This is a genomic window from uncultured Chitinophaga sp., from assembly GCF_937874145.1.
GTDB lineage: Bacteria > Bacteroidota > Bacteroidia > Chitinophagales > Chitinophagaceae > Chitinophaga.
On the sequence record NZ_CALNBI010000419.1, the window covers coordinates 1 to 19,672 of the forward strand.

Annotated in this window: 18 protein-coding genes; 14 read left to right on the forward strand and 4 right to left on the reverse strand. The window is 54.1% G+C overall.

Annotation, left to right across the window (positions count from 1 at the left end):
* A partial coding sequence (locus Q0510_RS20025; protein WP_298715654.1) for a family 1 glycosylhydrolase occupies nt 1-893 on the forward strand: 893 nt, incomplete at its 5' end.
* Nucleotides 894-961: 68 nt separating this feature from the next.
* Here the strand turns inward: Q0510_RS20025 and Q0510_RS20030 are convergent.
* A complete protein-coding gene (locus tag Q0510_RS20030) occupies nt 962-2,188 on the reverse strand; it encodes a hypothetical protein (RefSeq protein ID WP_298715656.1) in 1,227 nt (408 codons plus the stop codon).
* On the reverse strand, nt 2,185-3,483 hold the full coding sequence (locus tag Q0510_RS20035) for a DUF4270 family protein (RefSeq protein WP_298715658.1): 1,299 nt from the start codon (nt 3,481-3,483) through the stop codon (nt 2,185-2,187). The genes Q0510_RS20030 and Q0510_RS20035 overlap by 4 nt, the downstream gene beginning before the upstream one ends.
* 259 nt (nt 3,484-3,742) lie before the next feature.
* Here Q0510_RS20035 and Q0510_RS20040 point away from each other — a divergent pair, with 259 nt between their 5' ends.
* The 5 genes from Q0510_RS20040 to Q0510_RS20060 all read left to right on the forward strand — a co-directional run bounded on the left by Q0510_RS20040 (nt 3,743) and on the right by Q0510_RS20060 (nt 7,878).
* Nucleotides 3,743-4,765, forward strand: coding sequence for a kelch repeat-containing protein (locus tag Q0510_RS20040; protein WP_298715660.1), 1,023 nt, complete (start codon nt 3,743-3,745; stop codon nt 4,763-4,765).
* Nucleotides 4,758-5,063, forward strand: coding sequence for a DUF4907 domain-containing protein (locus Q0510_RS20045; RefSeq protein WP_298715662.1), 306 nt, complete (start codon nt 4,758-4,760; stop codon nt 5,061-5,063). The genes Q0510_RS20040 and Q0510_RS20045 overlap by 8 nt, the downstream gene beginning before the upstream one ends.
* A 233-nt stretch (nt 5,064-5,296) precedes the next feature.
* Nucleotides 5,297-6,424, forward strand: a complete 1,128-nt coding sequence (locus Q0510_RS20050) for a sensor histidine kinase (protein ID WP_298715664.1) — start codon at nt 5,297-5,299, stop codon at nt 6,422-6,424.
* A complete protein-coding gene (locus Q0510_RS20055) occupies nt 6,399-7,091 on the forward strand; it encodes a LytTR family DNA-binding domain-containing protein (protein ID WP_298715666.1) in 693 nt (230 codons plus the stop codon). Before Q0510_RS20050 ends, Q0510_RS20055 begins: the two co-directional genes overlap by 26 nt.
* 91 nt (nt 7,092-7,182) lie before the next feature.
* On the forward strand, nt 7,183-7,878 hold the full coding sequence (locus Q0510_RS20060; protein ID WP_298715667.1) for a DUF3800 domain-containing protein: 696 nt from the start codon (nt 7,183-7,185) through the stop codon (nt 7,876-7,878).
* Between the two features lie 403 nt (nt 7,879-8,281).
* Here Q0510_RS20060 and Q0510_RS20065 read toward each other — a convergent pair whose 3' ends face one another.
* The gene (locus Q0510_RS20065) at nt 8,282-9,409 is read right to left on the reverse strand and encodes a cysteine desulfurase family protein (protein ID WP_298715669.1); all 1,128 of its coding nucleotides are present in this window, start codon (nt 9,407-9,409) and stop codon (nt 8,282-8,284) included.
* Nucleotides 9,410-9,531: 122 nt separating this feature from the next.
* Nucleotides 9,532-10,914 carry a phosphoglucosamine mutase gene (gene glmM, locus Q0510_RS20070; RefSeq protein WP_298715671.1) on the reverse strand — a complete coding sequence of 461 codons (1,383 nt, stop codon included), beginning with the start codon at nt 10,912-10,914 and terminating at the stop codon, nt 9,532-9,534.
* Between the two features lie 171 nt (nt 10,915-11,085).
* Between glmM and Q0510_RS20075 the strand changes: the two genes are divergently transcribed.
* From Q0510_RS20075 to Q0510_RS20110, 8 genes are all read left to right on the forward strand, one after another.
* Nucleotides 11,086-13,107, forward strand: coding sequence for an LTA synthase family protein (locus tag Q0510_RS20075; RefSeq protein ID WP_298715672.1), 2,022 nt, complete (start codon nt 11,086-11,088; stop codon nt 13,105-13,107).
* A 15-nt stretch (nt 13,108-13,122) separates the two neighbouring features.
* Entirely contained in the window at nt 13,123-13,872 is a 750-nt protein-coding gene (locus tag Q0510_RS20080) for a class I SAM-dependent methyltransferase (protein ID WP_298715674.1), read from the forward strand.
* Nucleotides 13,872-14,453, forward strand: a complete 582-nt coding sequence (locus Q0510_RS20085; RefSeq protein ID WP_298715675.1) for a phosphatase PAP2 family protein — start codon at nt 13,872-13,874, stop codon at nt 14,451-14,453. The genes Q0510_RS20080 and Q0510_RS20085 overlap by 1 nt, the downstream gene beginning before the upstream one ends.
* Nucleotides 14,450-15,184, forward strand: coding sequence for a ZIP family metal transporter (locus Q0510_RS20090; protein ID WP_298715676.1), 735 nt, complete (start codon nt 14,450-14,452; stop codon nt 15,182-15,184). Before Q0510_RS20085 ends, Q0510_RS20090 begins: the two co-directional genes overlap by 4 nt.
* A gap of 26 nt (nt 15,185-15,210) precedes the next feature.
* Nucleotides 15,211-16,497, forward strand: a complete 1,287-nt coding sequence (locus tag Q0510_RS20095; protein WP_298715677.1) for a hemolysin family protein — start codon at nt 15,211-15,213, stop codon at nt 16,495-16,497.
* Between the two features lie 237 nt (nt 16,498-16,734).
* Nucleotides 16,735-18,309 (forward strand): histidine ammonia-lyase, encoded by a 1,575-nt coding sequence (locus Q0510_RS20100; RefSeq protein WP_298715678.1) that lies wholly within the window; start codon nt 16,735-16,737, stop codon nt 18,307-18,309.
* A gap of 42 nt (nt 18,310-18,351) precedes the next feature.
* Nucleotides 18,352-19,080 carry a 3-oxoacyl-ACP reductase FabG gene (fabG, locus tag Q0510_RS20105; protein WP_298715679.1) on the forward strand — a complete coding sequence of 243 codons (729 nt, stop codon included), beginning with the start codon at nt 18,352-18,354 and terminating at the stop codon, nt 19,078-19,080.
* Nucleotides 19,081-19,158: 78 nt separating this feature from the next.
* The coding region (locus Q0510_RS20110) for a beta-ketoacyl synthase N-terminal-like domain-containing protein (RefSeq protein WP_298715680.1) at nt 19,159-19,672 on the forward strand (514 nt) is incomplete at its 3' end.

The following is a 19,672-nucleotide window of genomic DNA, read 5'->3' on the forward strand; positions in this document are numbered from 1 at the left end:
GGAAAGTGAAAAACTGGATCGTCCTCAACGAGCCCTTTGGCTTTACATCGCTCGGGTATATGCTGGGCGTGCATGCGCCGGGGAAGTTCGGACTGTCGTATTTCCTGCCGGCGGTACACCATGTGGCGCTGGCCCAGGCGGCGGGAGGGAGGGCCCTCCGTGCAGAGGTTCCGGGTGCGCGCATCGGCGTCGCCTATTCCTGCTCGAAAATCATCCCCTTCACAGATAACGAAAACGACCGGGCCGCCGCCGCGCGTATCGATGCATTGTTTAACCGCCTCTTCATCGAGCCGGCGCTGGGCATGGGGTATCCGGACGGCGACTTTCCGCTGCTGGCACGCATCGCCCGCCGGTACGCGCTTTGGCGCGATTGGGACCAGCTTCCCTTCGACTTCGATTTTATCGGCATACAAAATTACTTCCCGCTGGTAGTGCGGTATAATCCCTTCATGCCCTACATCAACGCCTCCGAAGTCAAAGCCCGGCACCGGAAAGTGCCCACCACCGCGCTGGGCTGGGAAATCAGCGGCAACGGGCTTTTCAGTATCCTGCAGCAATTCGCGGCTTATCCCGGGGTAAAAGAACTGATGGTCACCGAAGGCGGCGCGGCGTTCCACGATGTGCACGACAACGGCCGTATCCACGACCCGGCGCGCATCGCGTGGTACGAAGAATATCTCCGCGCAGCGCTGCTGGCCAAACGGTCCGGCGTTCCGCTGACAGGTTATTTCGCCTGGACGCTCACCGATAACTTTGAATGGGCCGAAGGGTACAACGCCCGGTTCGGGCTCGTGCATGTGGATTTTGCATCGCAGCGGCGGACGGTAAAATCGTCCGGGAAGTGGTTCGGGGAGTGGCTGGAAGGAAAGGCGCAAATCCCCGGCGGGCAATAGCAAACCGGTTTTTGGGGTTGCCGTATAAAGGTTTAAAGATGGTTTAACTGATTACCCGCCGGGGTGATTTACAATTCTCTTCGTTTATAAAACCAGTTATCGCGCAGGGAAAGATGCAGCACGACATTGAAATAATTTTCCTGTACAAGTCCTTTCGTGGTAACGCCGCGCTGGCCGCCTTCCACACCGAGATAATATCGCAGATGACCGGTGCGGCTGGGTAAAGACACGCCTGCCGAAATGCTGAAATCCTCCAGCGGTTGTTCTTTCACCGTGATGTAATTCTTCTGGAACGCCGCGCCCAGCTGGATCACGGTGCCTTCCGCTTCGCGGCCGTAGAAGTCCAGCCGCCCGAAAGTATATTCCATTCCGCCGGCATAGCGTTCGGCATTTTTATATTGATAAGATGCGCCGCTTTTATTGACGTTTCTCCAATCCTGTTTTTTGTAATCCGCCAGCCACGTGAGGTTGCCGGTACCCGCACTGAGCCCGAAGCCCAGCTGCGAAGGGATCTTGTATTCGGCCGACGTGGTTTTGTCCTGGTAAAGTACGGTACCGTCGGAAGCCTTGATGCTGAAATCCCCGCTGCCGCGTAGGGTGGTGGCGAGGCGGTAGGTAGCGCCGGCGCCGAGGGTCCATTCCCCGATTTTGCCCTGGTACTGCAGGCCCGCCGTGAAGTTGAGATTGCGGTAATACAGGTCGCGGGAAGTATGCACGGCATCGCTGGCCAGGCTGTCGATCGTATTGACGGGCCCAAAGATGACGGCGGAAGAAATACCCAGGCTGAGGTTCTTTGTGATCCGCACGCCGTTGCTGATGTAAAACCGGTTCAGCCCGCCGTTTCCTTCGATGGCGTTCCGGACATTTTCCGTCACGCCTTCGATGGGCGTGGTGTTGAGCATTTTGTAATCCACGCGGCTATACGGCATCAGGCCGATGCTGATCCCCCAGCGCTCCTGCGCCTTAAACCCGATGGCGAACCTTTTGAACGAAATATCACCGGCGGATTGGGAATTGTTAGCCGTTTGATATTGCACCGTTTTTCCTGCCATGCCGGCTTCGAAATAAAACATCTGCATCGGCAACGCGGTGTACGATGCGGGGTTTTGTTCGTTCAGGAACTGCCCCGACTGCCGCGCGATCCCCGCGCTGCCAACGCCAAAGTTGCGGCTGTAATCGCGCTCCTCCAGGTCGCCGATACCGAATGCGGAGTACAGCGAGTTAACGCCTTTCTGCGCCGCCACGCGGCCGGAGATCAGCACTAGAAAACAAAAGGTGGTATAAATGCGCGTCATTGGTATAACAGGTAATAGATCTTCAAATAAGCCCGGTAGCCTTCGTGTCTGGCGTCTCCCAGCACCAGGCGGTTCAGCTGGGAGTAATATTCGCCCGCCGCGGGCAGCAACAGCAAGCCCATGTAATTCGCGTTGTTGCCGGTGGCCATGGCGGTGCAATAGGTAGTGAGGTCGTAGGTGTAGCGCGTTTTTTCCGGGTACAGCAGATCGGTGACGAGGTCGCCGTATTGGTAGCCCATTGTTGTGGCCAGCGTATCGCTCACTACCTGGTTTTTGTCCGCCGGGCATAAGGTGAGCCGCGGCGGCAAAGGGAATTGCGCGTAAGTCGGGTTCACCGGCGTGAGAATCAGCTGCGCTTCCATCACCCGGCCGTATTTGGACAGCATGGGCAGGTTGGCCAGCGAAGGGAAATCCAGCCGGATCACCATGCCAGTGGCGGATTGCAGCCAGGCGCGGTTGCCGGCGTCGCTGCTCAGGAGGCCCGCAGGGCCGGGAGCCAATCCGGCCAGCGGGGTACCGCTCCTGTCAACATGCACTTCGTTGTATTGTAACTCCGGATTGCCCAGCGGAAAATCAATCGTGTATTCTTCGATTTCGGAAGTGGAAATATGATAATGCAACCGCATCACCACCGTACTGTCCGACGCAGGAATGCGGTACATCGCCGCACCATTGCCGGCACGGAGTTGCAGGCCTTTCATATAATCAAGAAACAGCAAGTCGGAGGATACGTCTTCCGATTTCGAACGGATCTTTTCCATCAGTTCACGGCCAAACGCATCGCGGAGGCGGAGGCTGATGCTGTTGCCGCTGCGCGGAAGCACCGAAACGTATTCCTGTGCCAGCGGTGTGGAGGCGTGGGGGAAGATATGATGGGTGAAGAACATCGCCTGGTCGTCGTCCAGCACCAGCGGGCGTGAGAGCTGGTAAACCGACCATTCCTGCCCCGGCAGCGTATCGCCGTAGGAATAACTGTCCGGTTTGAAGATGATCTCGATGGAATCGTATTGGGCGGATTCGGTCAGCTCCGGAAAAGACGCCGGCCGGGCGATGCGGAAATTGGACGCTACGCTGACCCGGCCCGTTTCGGGATCGGCGTAGCCGCCGGCGAGGAGATAGCCGGTGGCAGAGGCCGGCACGGAATCGAGCTGTATGGTGCGCATTTCGATGCTGACCGTATCGATGAGCGAGTAGCGGACGTTGCCGCCGGGGGCTACGTCTTCATACACAAACCCGCTTTTGTCACAAGCCGCGAGGCCGGTGATCGCGGCTATCGCCAGAAGTTTCCATTTCATATCGCCGCAATGATAAAAGACGGCGGCGCACCTGCGGGCGGGGAATATGCGGCCAGGGCTTTTTTACCGATCATTTCCCCAATTCCGCCGTTCAATGCCGCAAACGGGCAGGAAAGGGGCGTTGCAGGGCCAAACGGCAAAAGCGGCTGACTGGCAGATGAAATCAGGGGATTGGTCAGGATACGCGGCTGTTCCGTCTATTTTAAAGTACCTGTAACAGTTCGCCGGATAATTTTGACCGGGTTAAAAAACAATTTCTATGCAGAAAGGAAAATTATTCGGATGGATGCTGGCGGCAGTGGTGTTGTCGGCATGTTCAAAAAGCGACGACACGGAAGACGAGAACAACGGCAACTGGAAAGAGCTGCCCGAGATGTCGGCTTCTCCGCGCTCAGAAGCCGTGGCGTTCGTGATCGGCGATACGGCGTACATCGGTACGGGATTCGACGGCGACAAACAGCTGCGCGACTTCTGGAAATACAATCCCGCCAATGGCTGGAGCCAGTCCGCCAACCTGCCCGCGGAAGCCGCCGCGCGCAGCAGCGCCACCGCCTTCGTCATAGATAAGAAAGCATACGTGGGAACGGGCTTCGACGGAAAAATAAGGCTCAGCGATTTCTGGAGCTACAGCCCCGAAACGGGCAACTGGGAGAAGAAAGCACCGCTCGTGGGCCCCGATCCATCTATCAGCCTGGCCCGCCGTGATGCCGTCAGCTTCGCCATCAACGGCAAAGGGTATGTAGCCACGGGGAACGATGGCAGCGGCACCAAGGATGTTTGGATGTACGACCCGGTGGCTGACCAGTGGCTCGCCCGTCAAAGTTTCGGCGGCAGCAAACGCACGGAAGCCGTGGCTTTCGTGCTGGGGCAGAACGCCTACATCGTTACCGGCACCAACAACAGCGAACTGAAAAACGACATGTGGGTGTACGACGCCGCTGCAGACAACTGGACGCAGAAGAACAAAATCGCCAACGTATCCGAAGACTCATTCGACGATGAATACAACATCGTAACCAGCCAGGCCGTAGCGTTTGCTGTCAACAACAAAGCTTATGTGATCACGGGCACCGGCAATGGCATCAGCAAATCCACCTGGGAGTACGACGGCGTCACCGATCTCTGGAAGAAGGTCCGTGATTTCGAGGGCGCCGCGCGCTACAGCGCAGTAGCTTTCGTGTTGGGCGGGAAGGGGCATGTGGCGTCCGGCCGCACCGGCAGCCTGCCGCTCGACGACGTGTATCTTTTCGAACCGAATGCCACTTACAACGAAAATGATTAGGCAGTCCATCGCGTCATTACTGCTAATGCTGGCCGCGGTTGGCTCCCTGTCGTCGTGCAGGGAGCAGCCGTACCGGCTGGCGACAGAGCCCGTGCAGCAGGGCTGGGCTTACCGCATTACGTATCGCGGCAGGCCGATGATTTACCAGGAGCATATTCCCGCTATTCCGGGATTTCACCCGTTCCGTACACAAAGCGATGCGCACCGTACCGGGGCGCTCGTCCTGCAGAAACTGGAAAGCGGCGTCATTCCTTCGCTGAGCGAACATGAGATCGACAGCCTGCAGCTGGCCCGATAATTTTTAACACTTGCTTAAGAACCCGGAAACCTGTTTTAACACTTGGTTAAGACTTATGTGGCGTAAGTTTGAGCCGCATCACACCTATGGTCAGTTGGAGGAAAATACTAAGTAACCGGGTCGTCGTAATTTGTTTGCATTTTTCAGTTTGGGTGTTGCTGTTTCTCTTTCCTTTTTTCGCATATCGCATACGGGTAGACAATCAATTGTTTTACTGGAAGGAAGGAGTGAACATGCTGTTCATCACCGGGTTGTTTTATTTGAATTATTACGTATTGATCCCGCGCTTCTTCACGCGCAGGCGCATCGGCATCTACATCGGCGTAGTGCTGCTGGCGCTGGCGGGGATCGGTTTGCAGCAGGCGCAGGTGGAGGTTGTTTTTATTAAGCTCCTGCAAATGCGCGGCGAGCGGCCCTTCATGGTAGCCGGACGAATAGGGGAGGGGGCGATGTTCGCCGTTCAGGGCCGGCCTGCGTTGGCGATGGGTGGAAGTACGCACATTGTACACCGTGCGAATGTTTCGGAAGATACAGTGACGCCGGTGCAGACGGTCCATTTTTTGCGGGACACGCTACTGCCGCCGCCAGTATTACGGCATGGCGGGATGCGGGAGCGGAATATTTTCGGGATGTTCCTGTTCCCGGATATTTTCCGCAAATCCGTCACGTTTGCGCTGCTGGTGCTGGTGATTGGCGGGTTCATTAAAGTGGCGTCGGAATGGTTCAGGAGCGAGCAGCAGCGGGAGGCGCTCAAAGTAGCGAACCTCAATGCAGAGTTGCGTTTCCTTCGATCACAGATCAATCCGCATTTTCTTTTCAATAGTCTGAATACGGTATATTCCCTGGCGCACCGGCGAAGCCCCGAAACGGAGCATGCTTTGGTGAAGCTGTCGAATATCCTGCGGTATATGATTTACCAGAGCAATGAGGACAAAGTGCTGCTCGCCAACGAGATCCGCTATCTGCAGGATTTCATTGACATGCAGCGGCTCCGGCTGTCGAGCCAGGTGCCGGTGGAAGTGGAGATCAAGGGCGACCCGGCGGGACTGCGGATAGCGCCGATGCTGCTGATCCCTTTCGTGGAAAATGCGTTCAAGCATGGCGTGAGTTATGAAGAGCCGTCGTGGATCCACATCGGGTTGGAAATATCGGAAGGCGGGCGGTTACGGTTGAGGGTGCGGAACCGGCTGCTGGAGCGGCGCGTGTCGGAAAAAGGGGGCGTGGGATTGGGGAATACCCTCAAGCGCCTCGAACTGATGTACAAAGATGCACATGAGATCACAATCAGAGAGCAAGAGAATGAATTTATCGCTGACTTAATAATTGCTTTGAAACATGATGAAGTGCATTGCGTTGGATGACGAGCCGCTGGCGCTGGAAATTATCGCCGATTTCGCCGCCAAGGCCCCTTTCCGGATGGAGCTGACGACGTTTACGAATGCTTCCCGGGCGCTGGGTTTTTTGCAGCAGGAGCCGGTGGATTTGATTTTTCTGGATATCAAGATGCCCGATATTACAGGCATTCAGTTTATCAAATCGTTAAAGCGGCCGCCCATGGTGATCTTCACCACCGCTTACGAAGAGTACGCGCTCGACGGGTATAACCTGGATGTGGTGGATTATCTCCTCAAGCCCATCCCTTTCGAACGCTTCATCAAAGCCGTTACCAAAGCTGAAGAATACCGTTCCATCACTGCTCCGCGCCAGCCGGATACGGATTATATATTTGTCAAAACGGAATACCGGATCATTAAAATCAACCTGGAAGATATTCTCTACATTGAAGCGCTGAAGGATTATATCAAGATCTACACGGCCAACCAGCCGATCCTCACGCTGAAAAGCCTCAAGTCGTTCGAGTCGCGCCTGCCGAAAGACAAATTCATGCGCGTGCACCGCTCCTATCTCGTGGCGATGAACAAAATCAATTCCGTAGAGCGCAATACGGTGATGATCGCCAATCAATCCATTCCCATCAGCGAAGGCTACCGCGACAAGTTCTACGACGTGATAACGCGGCACTCATAAGGTATATATACCATCACAAGAAAATGAATAAAGTGAACAAATATCCGCATTGATTTTATCCCTACATTTTTTCCATAATTGAAAAACCAACATGGAAATTGAAGGCGTAAAGCGGCGGAAGAAATATTACTTTATTGATGAAAGCGGGGACCCGAATTTTTATGATAAGGAAGGTAAGCCACTAACTGCAGCAGGCGGTTATCAGCCTTACTTTATTGTAGGAATGGTGGAAACCTTTAACCGGATTGGGTTGAAGAACAGAGTGAAGAATTTTATCAAAAGAACTAGAAAAGATGTTTTGTATAATGCAATACCATCGATCGCAGAGCAAAAGGATTGGTACGTTCATGCCAGGAGGGACCATCCCGAAGTGCGGATTAATTTTATAGAATTGTTGAGAAGGTTAAGGGGAATATTGACCAATGTGGTAATAATTGAGAAGGATATCGAGAAGTTTACCACAATATTCAATGGGGAACCAGCCCACTTGTATCGCGAGGCACTTCGAAGTTTATTTGAAAGTAAGCGTTTTGAGAAGGACATTTTCCATGTGTTTTGTGTTTCTCAATTCGGTAATAATCAAATGTCTATTCTAAAGGATGCGACAAAGCATTTAGCGGAATCCGGGATAGATTTCCAAATAGATTTTGTATCCAGTAAGTTAGCTCCAGAAATGAGCGTGATTGATTATATGCTGTGGATGATACATCGGAAATTGATTAAAGGTGAATCAAGGTTTTTCAATGCATTAAGGGATAAGTTCGGGGTAGTGGTTCAAGTAAAATAAAAAAAAGCTAAAAAAACGTTCAACCCCCGTGCCGGATCGGCAACACCCCGCATGAGCAGAGATATGTAAGTTGAAATTTTTTTAGCTTAAAAGATGATATCATCATCTTTTTGTAGGAATAGTTCGAAGATCAAATCCAGCCCCCGTGCCGTATCGGCAACACCCCACATGAGCAGAGTTATGTAAGCTGACGAATCTTAGAACATTCAAAGTTGAATAGATTTCAATAGATCAAAAGTAAAGCATTTTTGCTGTTGAAAAATCAAAGTAAAAAATATTGAAATCGATTATGTCAGCATGATATTAATGTTGATCTTCGAAGCAGTTGATAACTGGAATGCATTTGATACGCGAAAAAAAACCGGCTGGTTATCCAGCCGGTTTTTTACTATCGATGAATGCATCAGATCAAATCTTTCAGCTTGGTCACCACTGCGTCTACTTCTTCTTTCGTATTGGTATGCGAGAAGGAGAAGCGCACCGCGATGCGGTTTGGATCGCTGCTGAGCGCGCGGATCACGTGGGAACCTGCGTCGGCGCCGGAAGTGCAGGCGCTGCCGCCGGAGGCGCAGATACCGTTGATGTCGAGGTTGAAGAGCAGCATTTCGCTTTTCTCCGTTTTCGGAAAGGAAACGCTCAGAACGGTGTAGAGGCTGCGGCCTTTGAGGTCGCCATTGAAGCTTACGCCCGGGATGTGCTGCTCCAGCTGTTCAGCCATATACATCCGGAGACCGTTGATGTAAGTGCTGTGCTTTTCGTGGTTTTCTGTCGCTATTTCCAGCGCTTTGGCGAACCCTACTATGCCGTAAAGGTTCTCGGTGCCGGCACGCATATTCCGCTCCTGCGAGCCGCCCATCAGGTAAGGGTGGATCTTCACATTTTCGTTGATGTACAGAATCCCCACACCTTTGGGACCATGGAACTTATGCCCGGCGCCATTGATAAAGTGAACGGGCGTATTGCGCAGGTCGAAGGGATAGTGGCCCACCGTCTGCACCGTATCGGAATGGAAAATAGCGTCGAACTCCTTGCAGAGGTTGCCCACGGCATGGATGTCGAGCAGGTTGCCGATTTCATTGTTGGCGTGCATGAGGGTTACCAGCGTGCGCTCCTTGCTTTCCGCCAGGAGGCGGCGGAGGTCTTCCATGTCCACATGCCCGTCGGGCAGCAGTTTCACCCAGGAAAGACGGATTTCGTCGCGGCAATATACATGCTCAACGGTATGAAGGGTAGCGTGGTGCTCGATAGGGGAGCTGATGATGTGGCGGCAGCCCAGGTCGCGGATGGCCGCGTTGATCGCCGTATTGGTGCTTTCCGTTCCGCCGGAGGTAAAGAAAATCTCTCCCGGATTGGCATTCAGGATCTTTGCAACGGATTTGCGGGCATTTTCCACACCCAGGCGCGATTCGCGGCCATATGAATAAATAGAGGACGGATTGCCGAACTTTTCTGTCATATACGGCAGCATGGTGTCCAAAACGGCCGGGTCGAGTGCCGTGGTGGCGGCATTGTCGAAATAAATTCTTTCCAAGGTCGTGCGGGTTTGGTGGTTTTTGATTAAAAAAGTGCCACAAAATTACGGAATTGGCGACAAAGAAAAACGGATGGCCGTTAATTCAGCCATCCGTTCATCCATCTATTAGTCTATAGGAATTATATAAATTCCTTGATGTCCTGCATGATCTTACGGGCGATATTGTCTGCCGTAGTCTCGTTCTGGCTTTCGGCGTAGATGCGGATAATCGGCTCGGTGTTGGACGTGCGCAGGTGCACCCAGTCCTTGTCGAACTCGATTTTTAGCCCGTCTTCCGTGTTCAAAGGCTGGTTTTTGTACTTGCCTTTGATCTTTTCGAAGATCTCCTTCACGTCGATCCCTTTGTCCAGCTCGATCTTGTTTTTGCTGATGAAGTAATCCGGGTACGAATTACGAAGGGCTTTCATCGTTTTCTTGCTCTGGGCCAGGTGGCTCAGGAAGAGCCCGATGCCGATAAGGGCGTCGCGGCCGTAGTGCAGGTCCGGAACGATGATGCCGCCGTTGCCTTCGCCGCCGATCACGGCATTCACTGCCTTCATCTTATTCACCACATTTACCTCGCCAACCGCCGAAGGATGGTATTCCCCGCCGTTTTTGAGGGTGATATCTTTCAGCGCCTGGGTGGAGCTCATGTTGGATACGGTGTTGCCCTTGCGGTGCTTCAGTACGTAATCCGCTACTGCCACCAGGGTGTATTCCTCACCGAACATGCTGCCGTCTTCACAAACGAAGCAGAGGCGGTCCACGTCCGGGTCAACGGCGATACCGAAATCTGCGTTGCTTTTATCCACCTCATTGCTGAGCGCAGTGAGGTTTTCGGGCAGGGGCTCGGGATTGTGGGCGAATTTGCCGGACACATCGTCGAACAGCGTCGTCACTTCCTTCACGCCGAGCGCTTTCAGGAGGGCGGGCACGAAAATAGCACCGGTGGAGTTCACTGCGTCTACCACCACTTTGAAACCGGCTGCTTCGATCGCGGCCTTGTCTACTAGCGGATAGTTCACCACCAGGTCGATGTGCTTCTGGAGGTAGGAATCGTCTTTCCGGTACGATCCGAGCTTGTTCACGTCTGCGAAAGTGAAATCTTCCCGGGCGGCGATGTCGAGCAATTCCGCGCCGTCGGCGCCGGAAATAAACTCACCTTTCGCGTTGAGGAGCTTCAGGGCGTTCCATTCGCGGGGGTTGTGGCTGGCGGTCAGGATGATGCCGCCTGCTGCCTGTTCGAGGGGAACGGCGATTTCCACGGTGGGCGTGGTGCTGAGGTCCAGGTCCACTACGTCAATGCCCAGGCCGTTGAGGGTGGAAACGACCAGTTGCTTGACCATTTCCCCGGAAATCCGGCCGTCTCTTCCGATCACCACTTTCCTGTTCTCCGCGTTCTGCTTCAGCAGCCATGTACCGTAAGCCGCGGTGAACTTAACCACGTCGACAGGGGAAAGTCCTTCGCCGGGCTTGCCGCCGATGGTGCCGCGAATTCCCGAAATTGATTTAATCAGTGCCACTTTATTGGATTTTTTTAGGATGGCAAAGATAATTGATTCCGGGTTTATCGGCCCCGCTAATTTGTCAGGTCCCCAAAGCCTCCCGGGATGTTGCGGCAATTAGTGTATATTTGCCGCTACGTATAAAATATTACGGAAATATAACTTAAGCGAAATAATAAGATAACTAAGATGATGCAGCTTTGGTCGCGGATACCCAGATACATCCGGTATATTTTTACCCAGACGTTGTACCTGTTCGGTTTCCTCGTGGCGTGGCGCCTGATCTTTTACTTTTTCTTCTTCACCACCACCATCCGCGAAAGCGATGCCGTTCTCAAAGCCTGGCATCTCGGGCTCAAGTTCGACATGCGGCTGGCCCTGATCTGCATGGCGCCCATCGCCCTGCTGGCATTTATCTCGCGCGACCGCCTCTTCGGCCCCGGGTGGCTCCGCAGGCTGCATTTCGGCTATCTTGGCATATTGTACGTATTCCTGACTTTCTTTTACGTGACCGACCTGGGACATTACAGCTATCTCGGCATCCGCATCGAGCCCTCCGTCACCCGCTTCCTCGCCCAGGGCGAACGCGCCACCAACGCCCGGATGCTCTGGGAAAGCTACCCCGTCATCAAAGGCGCCACCGGCATACTGCTGTTGCTGGCGTTCGTCATCTGGTCGTACCGCTCCATCTTCCGCCACTACGCCAACCAGGAAGGCGTGCCCGTACGCCCCAAAGCCTTCGCAGCGTGGGTGGTGGGCATCATCCTGCTGTTCGCCGCGGGGATTTACGCCAATGTCGCTTATTTCCCCCTGCGCTGGAGCCAGGCCATGTTCACGCGCGACAACGGCATCACTTCCCTCGCCCTCAACCCGGTCCTTTACTTCGTCTCCAACTTCTCGGTGAAAGACGATACCTACGATATCAACCTGACCAAAAAATATTATAACCCGGTGGCGGCGTACCTCCAGGTGGACCAGCCGGACTCCGTTGCGCTGCATTACGCCCGTACCGTGAAGGGCGATTCCCTGGCCAAACGCCCCAACGTGGTCATCGTGATGCTCGAATCCGGCGGCGCGGCTATGACTTCCATGTTCAACAACCCCACCAAAGCCACGCCCAACCTGCAAAAACTGGCAGACGAAGGCCTGTTTTTCGATAATTTCTATGTACCGGCTATGAGCACGGCACGGACCGTTTTCGGCGTCACCACCGGGCTCCCCGACATCTGCAAGTTCAAAACCGCATCCCGCCACCCCGGTATCGTGGACCAGCGGGTGATCATGGACCAGTTCGACGGCTACGAAAAATATTACCTCCTCGGCGGAAACACCAACTGGGCCAATATCCGGGCGGTTTTTACCAATAACGTGGAAGGCATCCAGATCTTCGAGGAAGGGTATTTCAAGGCGCCCAAAGCCGATGTGTGGGGCGTTTCCGACTTCGACCTGATCACCGAATCCGACGAAATATTCCGGAAAGCCCACCAGGACGGTAAACCCTTCGTGGCTTTCCTCCAAACGGCCGACAACCACGAACCCTACACCACCACCGCCGGCAAGGGCGATTTCCGGAAACTGACGGAGAAGGAAGTGGACGCGGCGGCTTTCAAGGCGGCGGGATGGTTATCGGTAGACCAGTTCAACGCCATGCGCTACCTCGATTACAACGTGGGCTACCTCATGGAGCTGGCGGCCAAATCCGGGTACCTCGACAATACGATCTTCGTGTTCTTCGGCGATCACTCGGCCCGGCTGAACCCTTTCAAGCACATGCCACTTCCCGAATACGAGATGGGAACTTTCGTGGACCACGTGCCCTGCATCATCTGGGCGCCGAAAATGGTAAAACCGCAGAAAATCAGCCGTATGACGAGCCTGCTCGACGTATACCCGACCGTGGCGAAAATGGCCGGGGTGGATTTCACCAATTACACGATGGGCGTGGATATGCTCGATACCACCTTTGCCGGGGAGCGCTACGCCTTCGTGGTGTATAACCGCGGGGAAACGTTTTACGGGCTGATGGGAAACAAATATTTTTGTGAAATAGGGATGGAAACGGGAAAAATGCGGTTATACGACCTGGAGGGCAACCCCATGGCGGATATCAGTGCGCAACAACCGGAAATCGCGGAAAAACTGGATAAATTAACCCGCGGATTTTACGAATCCTCCCGATATTTGATGTTTAACAACAAGAAATCGAAATAATACGACCGACACGACATGGAAGTGCCGAAACAATGGTTTAAAGACTGGTTCAATTCACCGTATTATCACCTGCTGTACAGCAACAGGGATGAGCGGGAAGCATCTGCATTCATAGACAAGCTGGTGGATTACCTGCGCCCTTCGCCCGGCGCGCTCATGCTGGACGTGGCCTGCGGCCGCGGGCGGCATGCCAAATACCTGGCGGACAAAGGATTCAACGTTACCGGCATCGACCTGTCGGAAGAAAGCATCGCCGCGGCGCGGAAGCTGGAAAGCGAGCACCTGAGCTTTTTCCAGCACGATATGCGGCTGCCTTTCCGGATCAACTACTTCGACGTCGTATTCAATTTCTTCACCAGTTTCGGGTATTTTGAAACCCGGCACGAGAACGATAACGCCCTGCGGACGCTGGCCAACAGCATGAAACCGGGCGGAAAGCTGGTGCTGGATTACCTGAACAGTCCGTTCGTGGCCGCGCACCTGGTGCCGGCGGAGATCCGGGAGAAGGAGGATGTGGTGTTTGATATCCACCGCGAGGTGGCGGGGGGGAAGTTCCTGAAGGAGATCCGTATCCTGGACAAGAAGAAGTTATTCAGGACAACGTTCGCCGAGCGCGTATCGGCGTTTACCCTGGCGGATTTCCGGGAGATGTTCGCGCTGCAGAAGCTCGAGATCACGGATGTTTTCGGGGATTATCATTTTAACACTTTCGACGAGGTGCATTCTCCGCGGCTGATCCTCGTCGCCCAAAAACCGACTTCCTGATGGGAACCTTGCTCACCTGGGACCTGGTCCTGTTTTTCAACATCAACAGCAAATGGACGAGCCCGTTCCTGGACAGCTGGCTGCCGTGGATGCGGGAGCCTTATTTCTGGGCGCCCCTGTACATGTTCCTGCTTGTGCTGGTGCTGTATAACTGGGGCTGGAAGGGCTTCTGGTGGATCGTGTTCTTCATCCTGACCTTCGCCATGTGCGACCAGGGCAGCAGCTTCCTGAAGGGGCTTGTAGGCCGTTTGCGGCCTGCCAACGACCCGAATATCGCGCCGTATGTGCGGATTATGGTCGGATATTACCCCCAAAGCGGCAGTTTCACCTCTTCACATGCGGCCAACCATTTCGGGCTGGCCATGTTTTGTTTTTTAACGCTCCGTTCCTATCTCCGCCGCTGGGCCTGGCTCTTTTTCGTATGGGCGGCGGTGATCAGCTACGCGCAGATATATGTGGGGGTTCACTACCCTACCGATATCCTGGGCGGCGCGCTGCTCGGCTGCCTGGCGGGCACCCTGGGCGGAGGGTTCTTCAACCGCAGGATCGGGCTGGAACTATTACCTGAACGTACAACATGAACATAGCTTACCTCATACTCATCCTGGCCGCCACGATCGCTGGCGGTATGATCCCCATGATTTTTAAAAGGATCAGTCCCGGCCTGCCGATTTACCTGCTGGCGTTTACGGGGGCTTTCCTGTTCGGGGTAACGATCATGCACCTGCTGCCGGAAGTGTACCACGAGCTGGGGCACTCCGCCGGCATCTACATCGTGCTGGGCTTTTTCCTGCAGGTGTTCCTCCAGCAGCTGAGCCACGGCATGGAACACGGCCATACCCACCTGCCGCAGGCGCAGGGGCACCACCACATCGCGGTGACGCCATTGCTGGTGGGGCTGTCCATCCACGCATTCATGGAAGGCATCCCGTTGGGGTTCCATTACGAAGACAAATCCGCCCTGCCTTCGCTCATGCTGGGCGTGACGGCGCATAAAATCCCCGAATCCCTCACGCTTATCACCGTGATGATCCACGCGGGGCAATCCCGGGGGAAACTTTGGCGGATACTCATCATCTTCTCGCTCGTTACGCCTTTTTCGGCCCTGCTGGCGGGATGGATGGGAGAGAAGTCGGAAGCCGTCACCCATTCGCTGATTTACATCGTGGCGCTGGTGATCGGGGCTTTCCTGCACATTTCCACCACGATCTTTTACGAAAGCGGGACCAAACACCACGAACTCAGCGGGAGAAAGGTTTTGGCCATCGCCATCGGCCTCGCGCTGGCATTTGTTACCCTGATATTTGAATAATTAATTATTTTTAGGCTTTATATATTATGGAAGTCGTCATTATCCTCGTCCTCATTTTGCTAAACGGCATCTTCTCAATGGCGGAGATTGCCCTGGTTTCCGCAAGGAAAGCGCGCCTGGAAAGCGCGGCCAAGCAGGGGGACGACAAAGCCAAGGCAGCCCTGAAGCTGTCCAACAGTCCGGACACGTTTTTGTCCACCGTCCAGATCGGCATTACGCTGATCGGTATTTTGACCGGTTTGTATTCCGGCGAACAATTGAAGGAAGATGTGAAAGGCTTCGTGATGCAATGGCCGGCGCTGGTCGCCTACAGCAACGCGATCGCCACGGCCATCATCGTTATCTGCGTTACGTATTTTACCCTTGTGCTGGGCGAATTGCTGCCCAAACGGATCGGCCTGGCCAACCCGGAACTGATCGCCAAGAACGTAGCGAAGCCCATGACCTTCATTTCCCGCGTTACTTTTCCGTTTGTTTGGCTGCTTAGCCGGTCTACGGCGGCCCTGGTGAGCCTCTTTGGGTTGAAGCGCTCGTCGGATAACAATGTGACGGAGGAAGAGATCAAGGCCATCATTTCCGAGGGCACCTCTTCCGGCGCCATCGAGGAAACCGAACAGGAAATCATCGAACGGGTGTTTCACCTGGGCGACCGCAATATCACTTCTCTCATGACCCACCGGACCGACATCGTGTGGCTCGACGTCAACGAGGAGGTGGAATCCTACAAACGAAAGATCAAACAGGCCCCGCACTCCGTTTACCCCGTGTGCGAAGGGCAGATCGACAATATCCGGGGCATCCTCACGATCAAAGACCTCTATACCGCAGGGAACGTGGCCGTGCTGAAGGATATCATGAAGAAACCCCTCTTCATTCCCGAAAACAATACCGCCTACCAGGTGCTGGAAAAGTTCAAGGAAACACAAATCCATGCCGCGTTCATCGTAGATGAATACGGTACTTTCCTGGGAATGATCACCCTGAACGATATCCTCGAAGCCATCGTGGGCGATATGCCGGAGACCGGGCAGGACGATTACAACATGATCAAACGGGAAGATGGAAGCTATCTCGTTGACGCTCAGATACCTTTCTACGATTTTCTCTCAGAATTCGATATGGAAGACCAGATGGCGGAGTTCGAACAGGAGTTCGACACCCTCGCCGGCTTCATTCTCCACCACCTCGAACACATCCCCCAAACCGGCGAAAAGCTGGAATGGCGCAAGTTTACCTTCGAAATCATCGACATGGACGCACACCGGATCGACAAAATTCTGGTGACTCCGCCTGCGAATATTGAAGAAGAGTAATAAATTTACATCCCGAAATGCCCCGCAAAAGGCATTTCGGGAATGTATTGCCAGACCGGAACCGAACGAGACAGGAGACCTCCACCTAACACTGTACAATGTAACTATTTGCATGCCAATGGAGTATGATAACCCCTGCCCGTCCGTGAAAAATAGGAGAATGGATATTAGGAAAAAAACATCTTTATACTAATTTTGAGCGCTTTTTTACATAAACAAATAATTTAATTTAATATAATGGTTGTACTAGGAAGTAAGGTGCTTTCTTTGGAAGAAGTACATAGAGTTTTGTTTGAAGGGGAAGAGTTGGTACTCGATGAAACAGCCGTACAGCATGTGAATGACAACTTCAGTTTCCTGAAGGTATTTTCCGCCAAAAAACTCATTTACGGGATCAACACCGGTTTTGGCCCCATGGCGCAGTACCGCATCCCGGAGAAAGACACGCTCGAACTGCAATATAACCTCATCCGCAGCCACAGCTCGGGAGCCGGCAAGTGCCTGGCGCCCATCCACACCAAGGCGCTGATGATTGCCCGGCTGAGCAGCTTCATGCAAGGTTATTCCGGCGTGCATACCGACCTCGTGTACCTCCTCCGCGACCTGATCAACTATAATATTTACCCCTGCATTTACGAGCACGGCGGCGTGGGCGCGAGCGGCGACCTCGTGCAGCTGGCCCACCTGGCGCATGCGCTCATCGGGGAGGGGAATGTTTTGTATGAAGACGAGATCCGCCCGGCCGCGGAAGTATTCGAGCAACTGGGCCTCAAGCCGCTGACGGTACATATCCGCGAAGGGCTCGCCCTTATCAACGGCACTTCCGCCATGACGGGCATCGCGCTGGTCAACCTCATCGAAGCGCGCAAACTGCTGCTCTGGAGCTGCTCTCTCAGCGCCATGATCAACGAAGTCGTGGAAGCGTTCGACGACCACCTGAGCTACGAGCTCAACATCGTGAAACGCCACAACGGGCAGAACAAAGTGGCCGAAATGATGCGCGGGATGCTCGAAGGCTCTAAAATGATCCGCCACCGGCCCGATCACTTCTATAAAGAACTCGAAGAAGAGATTTTTAAAGACAAAGTGCAGGAATATTACTCCCTGCGCTGCGTTCCGCAGATACTCGGCCCCATTTACGACATCCTCATGCAGGCCGAAACTATCATCGTAGGAGAGCTCAACTCCGTGAGCGACAATCCGGTGGTGGACCATAAACAGGAAAACGTGTTCCATGGCGGCAATTTCCACGGCGATTACATTTCGCTCGAAATGGATAAATTGAAGATCGCCATGACGAAGCTGTCCATGCTCAGCGAGCGCCAGCTCAATTATCTCATGAACGACAAGTTGAACCACAAGTTCCCGCCGTTTATGAACCTCGGCAAACTGGGCTTCAACTTCGGCATGCAGGGCGTTCAGTTCACCGCTACTTCCACCGTGGCCGAGAACCAAACCCTCAGCTACCCGATGTACCTGCACAGCATTCCGAACAACAACGACAACCAGGATATCGTGAGCATGGGCTGCAACGCCGCGCAGCTGACGTATAAAGTGATCGAAAATACCTTCGAGGTGCTGACCGTGCAGGTGATGACGCTCCTCCAGGCCGTGGATTACCTGAATTGCCAGGACCGCCTGGGCGCCTTCACTTTCAAGATCTATCAGGACATCAGGGCTATTTTCCCTAAATTTATCGACGACGCGCCCCGTTATGCAGACGTGCAGCGCATCAAGGCTTACCTCATGCGGCACGAGCCCGTGGTAACGGAGCCCGCCGCGGGGAAACGGAAGAAATCTTCCGTACAGTAGCAATATTATTACGAAACAACAGCATAAGAAACAATTACACGGATGAAATGCGCATTGATAACAGGAGGTTCCCGCGGCATCGGCAGGGCGGTTTGCGTCAGGCTGGCGGAGCAGGGATATCATATCCTGATCAATTATAAAGGCAACACGGCCGCGGCGGAAGAAACCCTCGAAGCCGTACGCCAGAAAGGTACAGATGGCACCTTGCTCAAATTCGACGTAGGCAACGAAACCGAAGTGAACGAAGTGCTCGGCGCCTGGATCGACGCCAATAAAGACAAACAGATCGAAGTGCTGGTGAACAATGCCGGTATCCGGGAAGACATGCTGCTGTTCCAGATGTCAACCGAAAAATGGAAAAGCGTCCTCGATGCGAGCCTCGACGGCTTTTTCTATGTAACCAAGCTCGTGCTTACCGGCATGCTTATGAAACGCTACGGCCGTATCGTGAATATGGTGTCGCTTTCCGGTTTGAAGGGAACCCCCGGCCAGGTGAACTACAGCGCCGCCAAGGCCGGCCTCATCGGCGCCACCAAAGCCCTCGCCCAGGAAGTCGCCAAGCGCAATGTAACAGTCAACGCCGTAGCGCCCGGTTTCATCCGGACGGACATGACCGAGGGCCTGCCCGAGAAGGAGCTCTCCGCCATGGTGCCCATGCAACGCTTCGGTACGGCCGAAGAAGTGGCGGAAGCAGTAGCGTTTTTGTCGTCCAAAGGCGCTTCCTACATCACGGGAGAGGTGCTGAACATCAACGGCGGGCTCTATTCCTGATCCCGCGGCAGCAGGCAGCATAGTAAAACAAAATGAACAAGGAGCCCCGGGGCTCCGCGAGATAACTCAACATAGCGCATGAACAGAGTAGTGATCACAGGCATCGGCATTTATTCCTGTCTCGGTAAAGACCTGGAGGCGGTGAAGGATTCCCTTTTCCAGGGGCGTTCCGGCATCGTGCTGGATCCCGAGCGCAAGGCATTCGGTTACCGTTCGGGGCTCACCGGCATGGTGGACCGTCCGGAGCTGAAGGGTTTGCTGGACCGGCGCGCGCGGCTGATGATGCCGGAGCAGGCGGAATATGCCTATATGAGTACCCGCGAGGCGCTGGCCATGGCTAAAATGGACCAGGATTACCTCGATTCCCGGGAAGTAGGGCTTCTGTTCGGCAACGACAGTTCCGCCAAACCTGTGGTGGAAGCTACGGATATCATCCGCGAAAAGAAAGATACGATGCTCGTGGGCTCGGGGTCTGTGTTCCAGACTATGAACTCCACGGTGAATATGAACCTGGCCACCATTTTCCGCCTCAAAGGCGTGAATTTCAGTGTGAGCGCGGCCTGCGCCAGCGGTTCCCACGCCATCGGGCTGG

Excerpts from the sequence above, each read along its gene's own strand:
- Q0510_RS20050 (WP_298715664.1), top strand. The coding sequence starts at position 5,297 with ATGCTGTTCATCACCGGGTTGTTTTATTTGAATTATTACGTATTGATC.
- Q0510_RS20090 (WP_298715676.1), top strand. The coding sequence starts at position 14,450 with ATGAACATAGCTTACCTCATACTCATCCTGGCCGCCACGATCGCTGGC.
- Q0510_RS20100 (WP_298715678.1), top strand. The coding sequence starts at position 16,735 with ATGGTTGTACTAGGAAGTAAGGTGCTTTCTTTGGAAGAAGTACATAGA.
- Q0510_RS20055 (WP_298715666.1), top strand. The coding sequence starts at position 6,399 with ATGATGAAGTGCATTGCGTTGGATGACGAGCCGCTGGCGCTGGAAATT.
- Q0510_RS20040 (WP_298715660.1), top strand. The coding sequence starts at position 3,743 with ATGCAGAAAGGAAAATTATTCGGATGGATGCTGGCGGCAGTGGTGTTG.
- Q0510_RS20045 (WP_298715662.1), top strand. The coding sequence starts at position 4,758 with ATGATTAGGCAGTCCATCGCGTCATTACTGCTAATGCTGGCCGCGGTT.
- Q0510_RS20080 (WP_298715674.1), top strand. The coding sequence starts at position 13,123 with ATGGAAGTGCCGAAACAATGGTTTAAAGACTGGTTCAATTCACCGTAT.
- Q0510_RS20085 (WP_298715675.1), top strand. The coding sequence starts at position 13,872 with ATGGGAACCTTGCTCACCTGGGACCTGGTCCTGTTTTTCAACATCAAC.
- Q0510_RS20095 (WP_298715677.1), top strand. The coding sequence starts at position 15,211 with ATGGAAGTCGTCATTATCCTCGTCCTCATTTTGCTAAACGGCATCTTC.
- fabG (WP_298715679.1), top strand. The coding sequence starts at position 18,352 with ATGAAATGCGCATTGATAACAGGAGGTTCCCGCGGCATCGGCAGGGCG.
- Q0510_RS20030 (WP_298715656.1), bottom strand. The coding sequence starts at position 2,188 with ATGACGCGCATTTATACCACCTTTTGTTTTCTAGTGCTGATCTCCGGC.
- Q0510_RS20060 (WP_298715667.1), top strand. The coding sequence starts at position 7,183 with ATGGAAATTGAAGGCGTAAAGCGGCGGAAGAAATATTACTTTATTGAT.
- Q0510_RS20035 (WP_298715658.1), bottom strand. The coding sequence starts at position 3,483 with ATGAAATGGAAACTTCTGGCGATAGCCGCGATCACCGGCCTCGCGGCT.
- Q0510_RS20075 (WP_298715672.1), top strand. The coding sequence starts at position 11,086 with ATGATGCAGCTTTGGTCGCGGATACCCAGATACATCCGGTATATTTTT.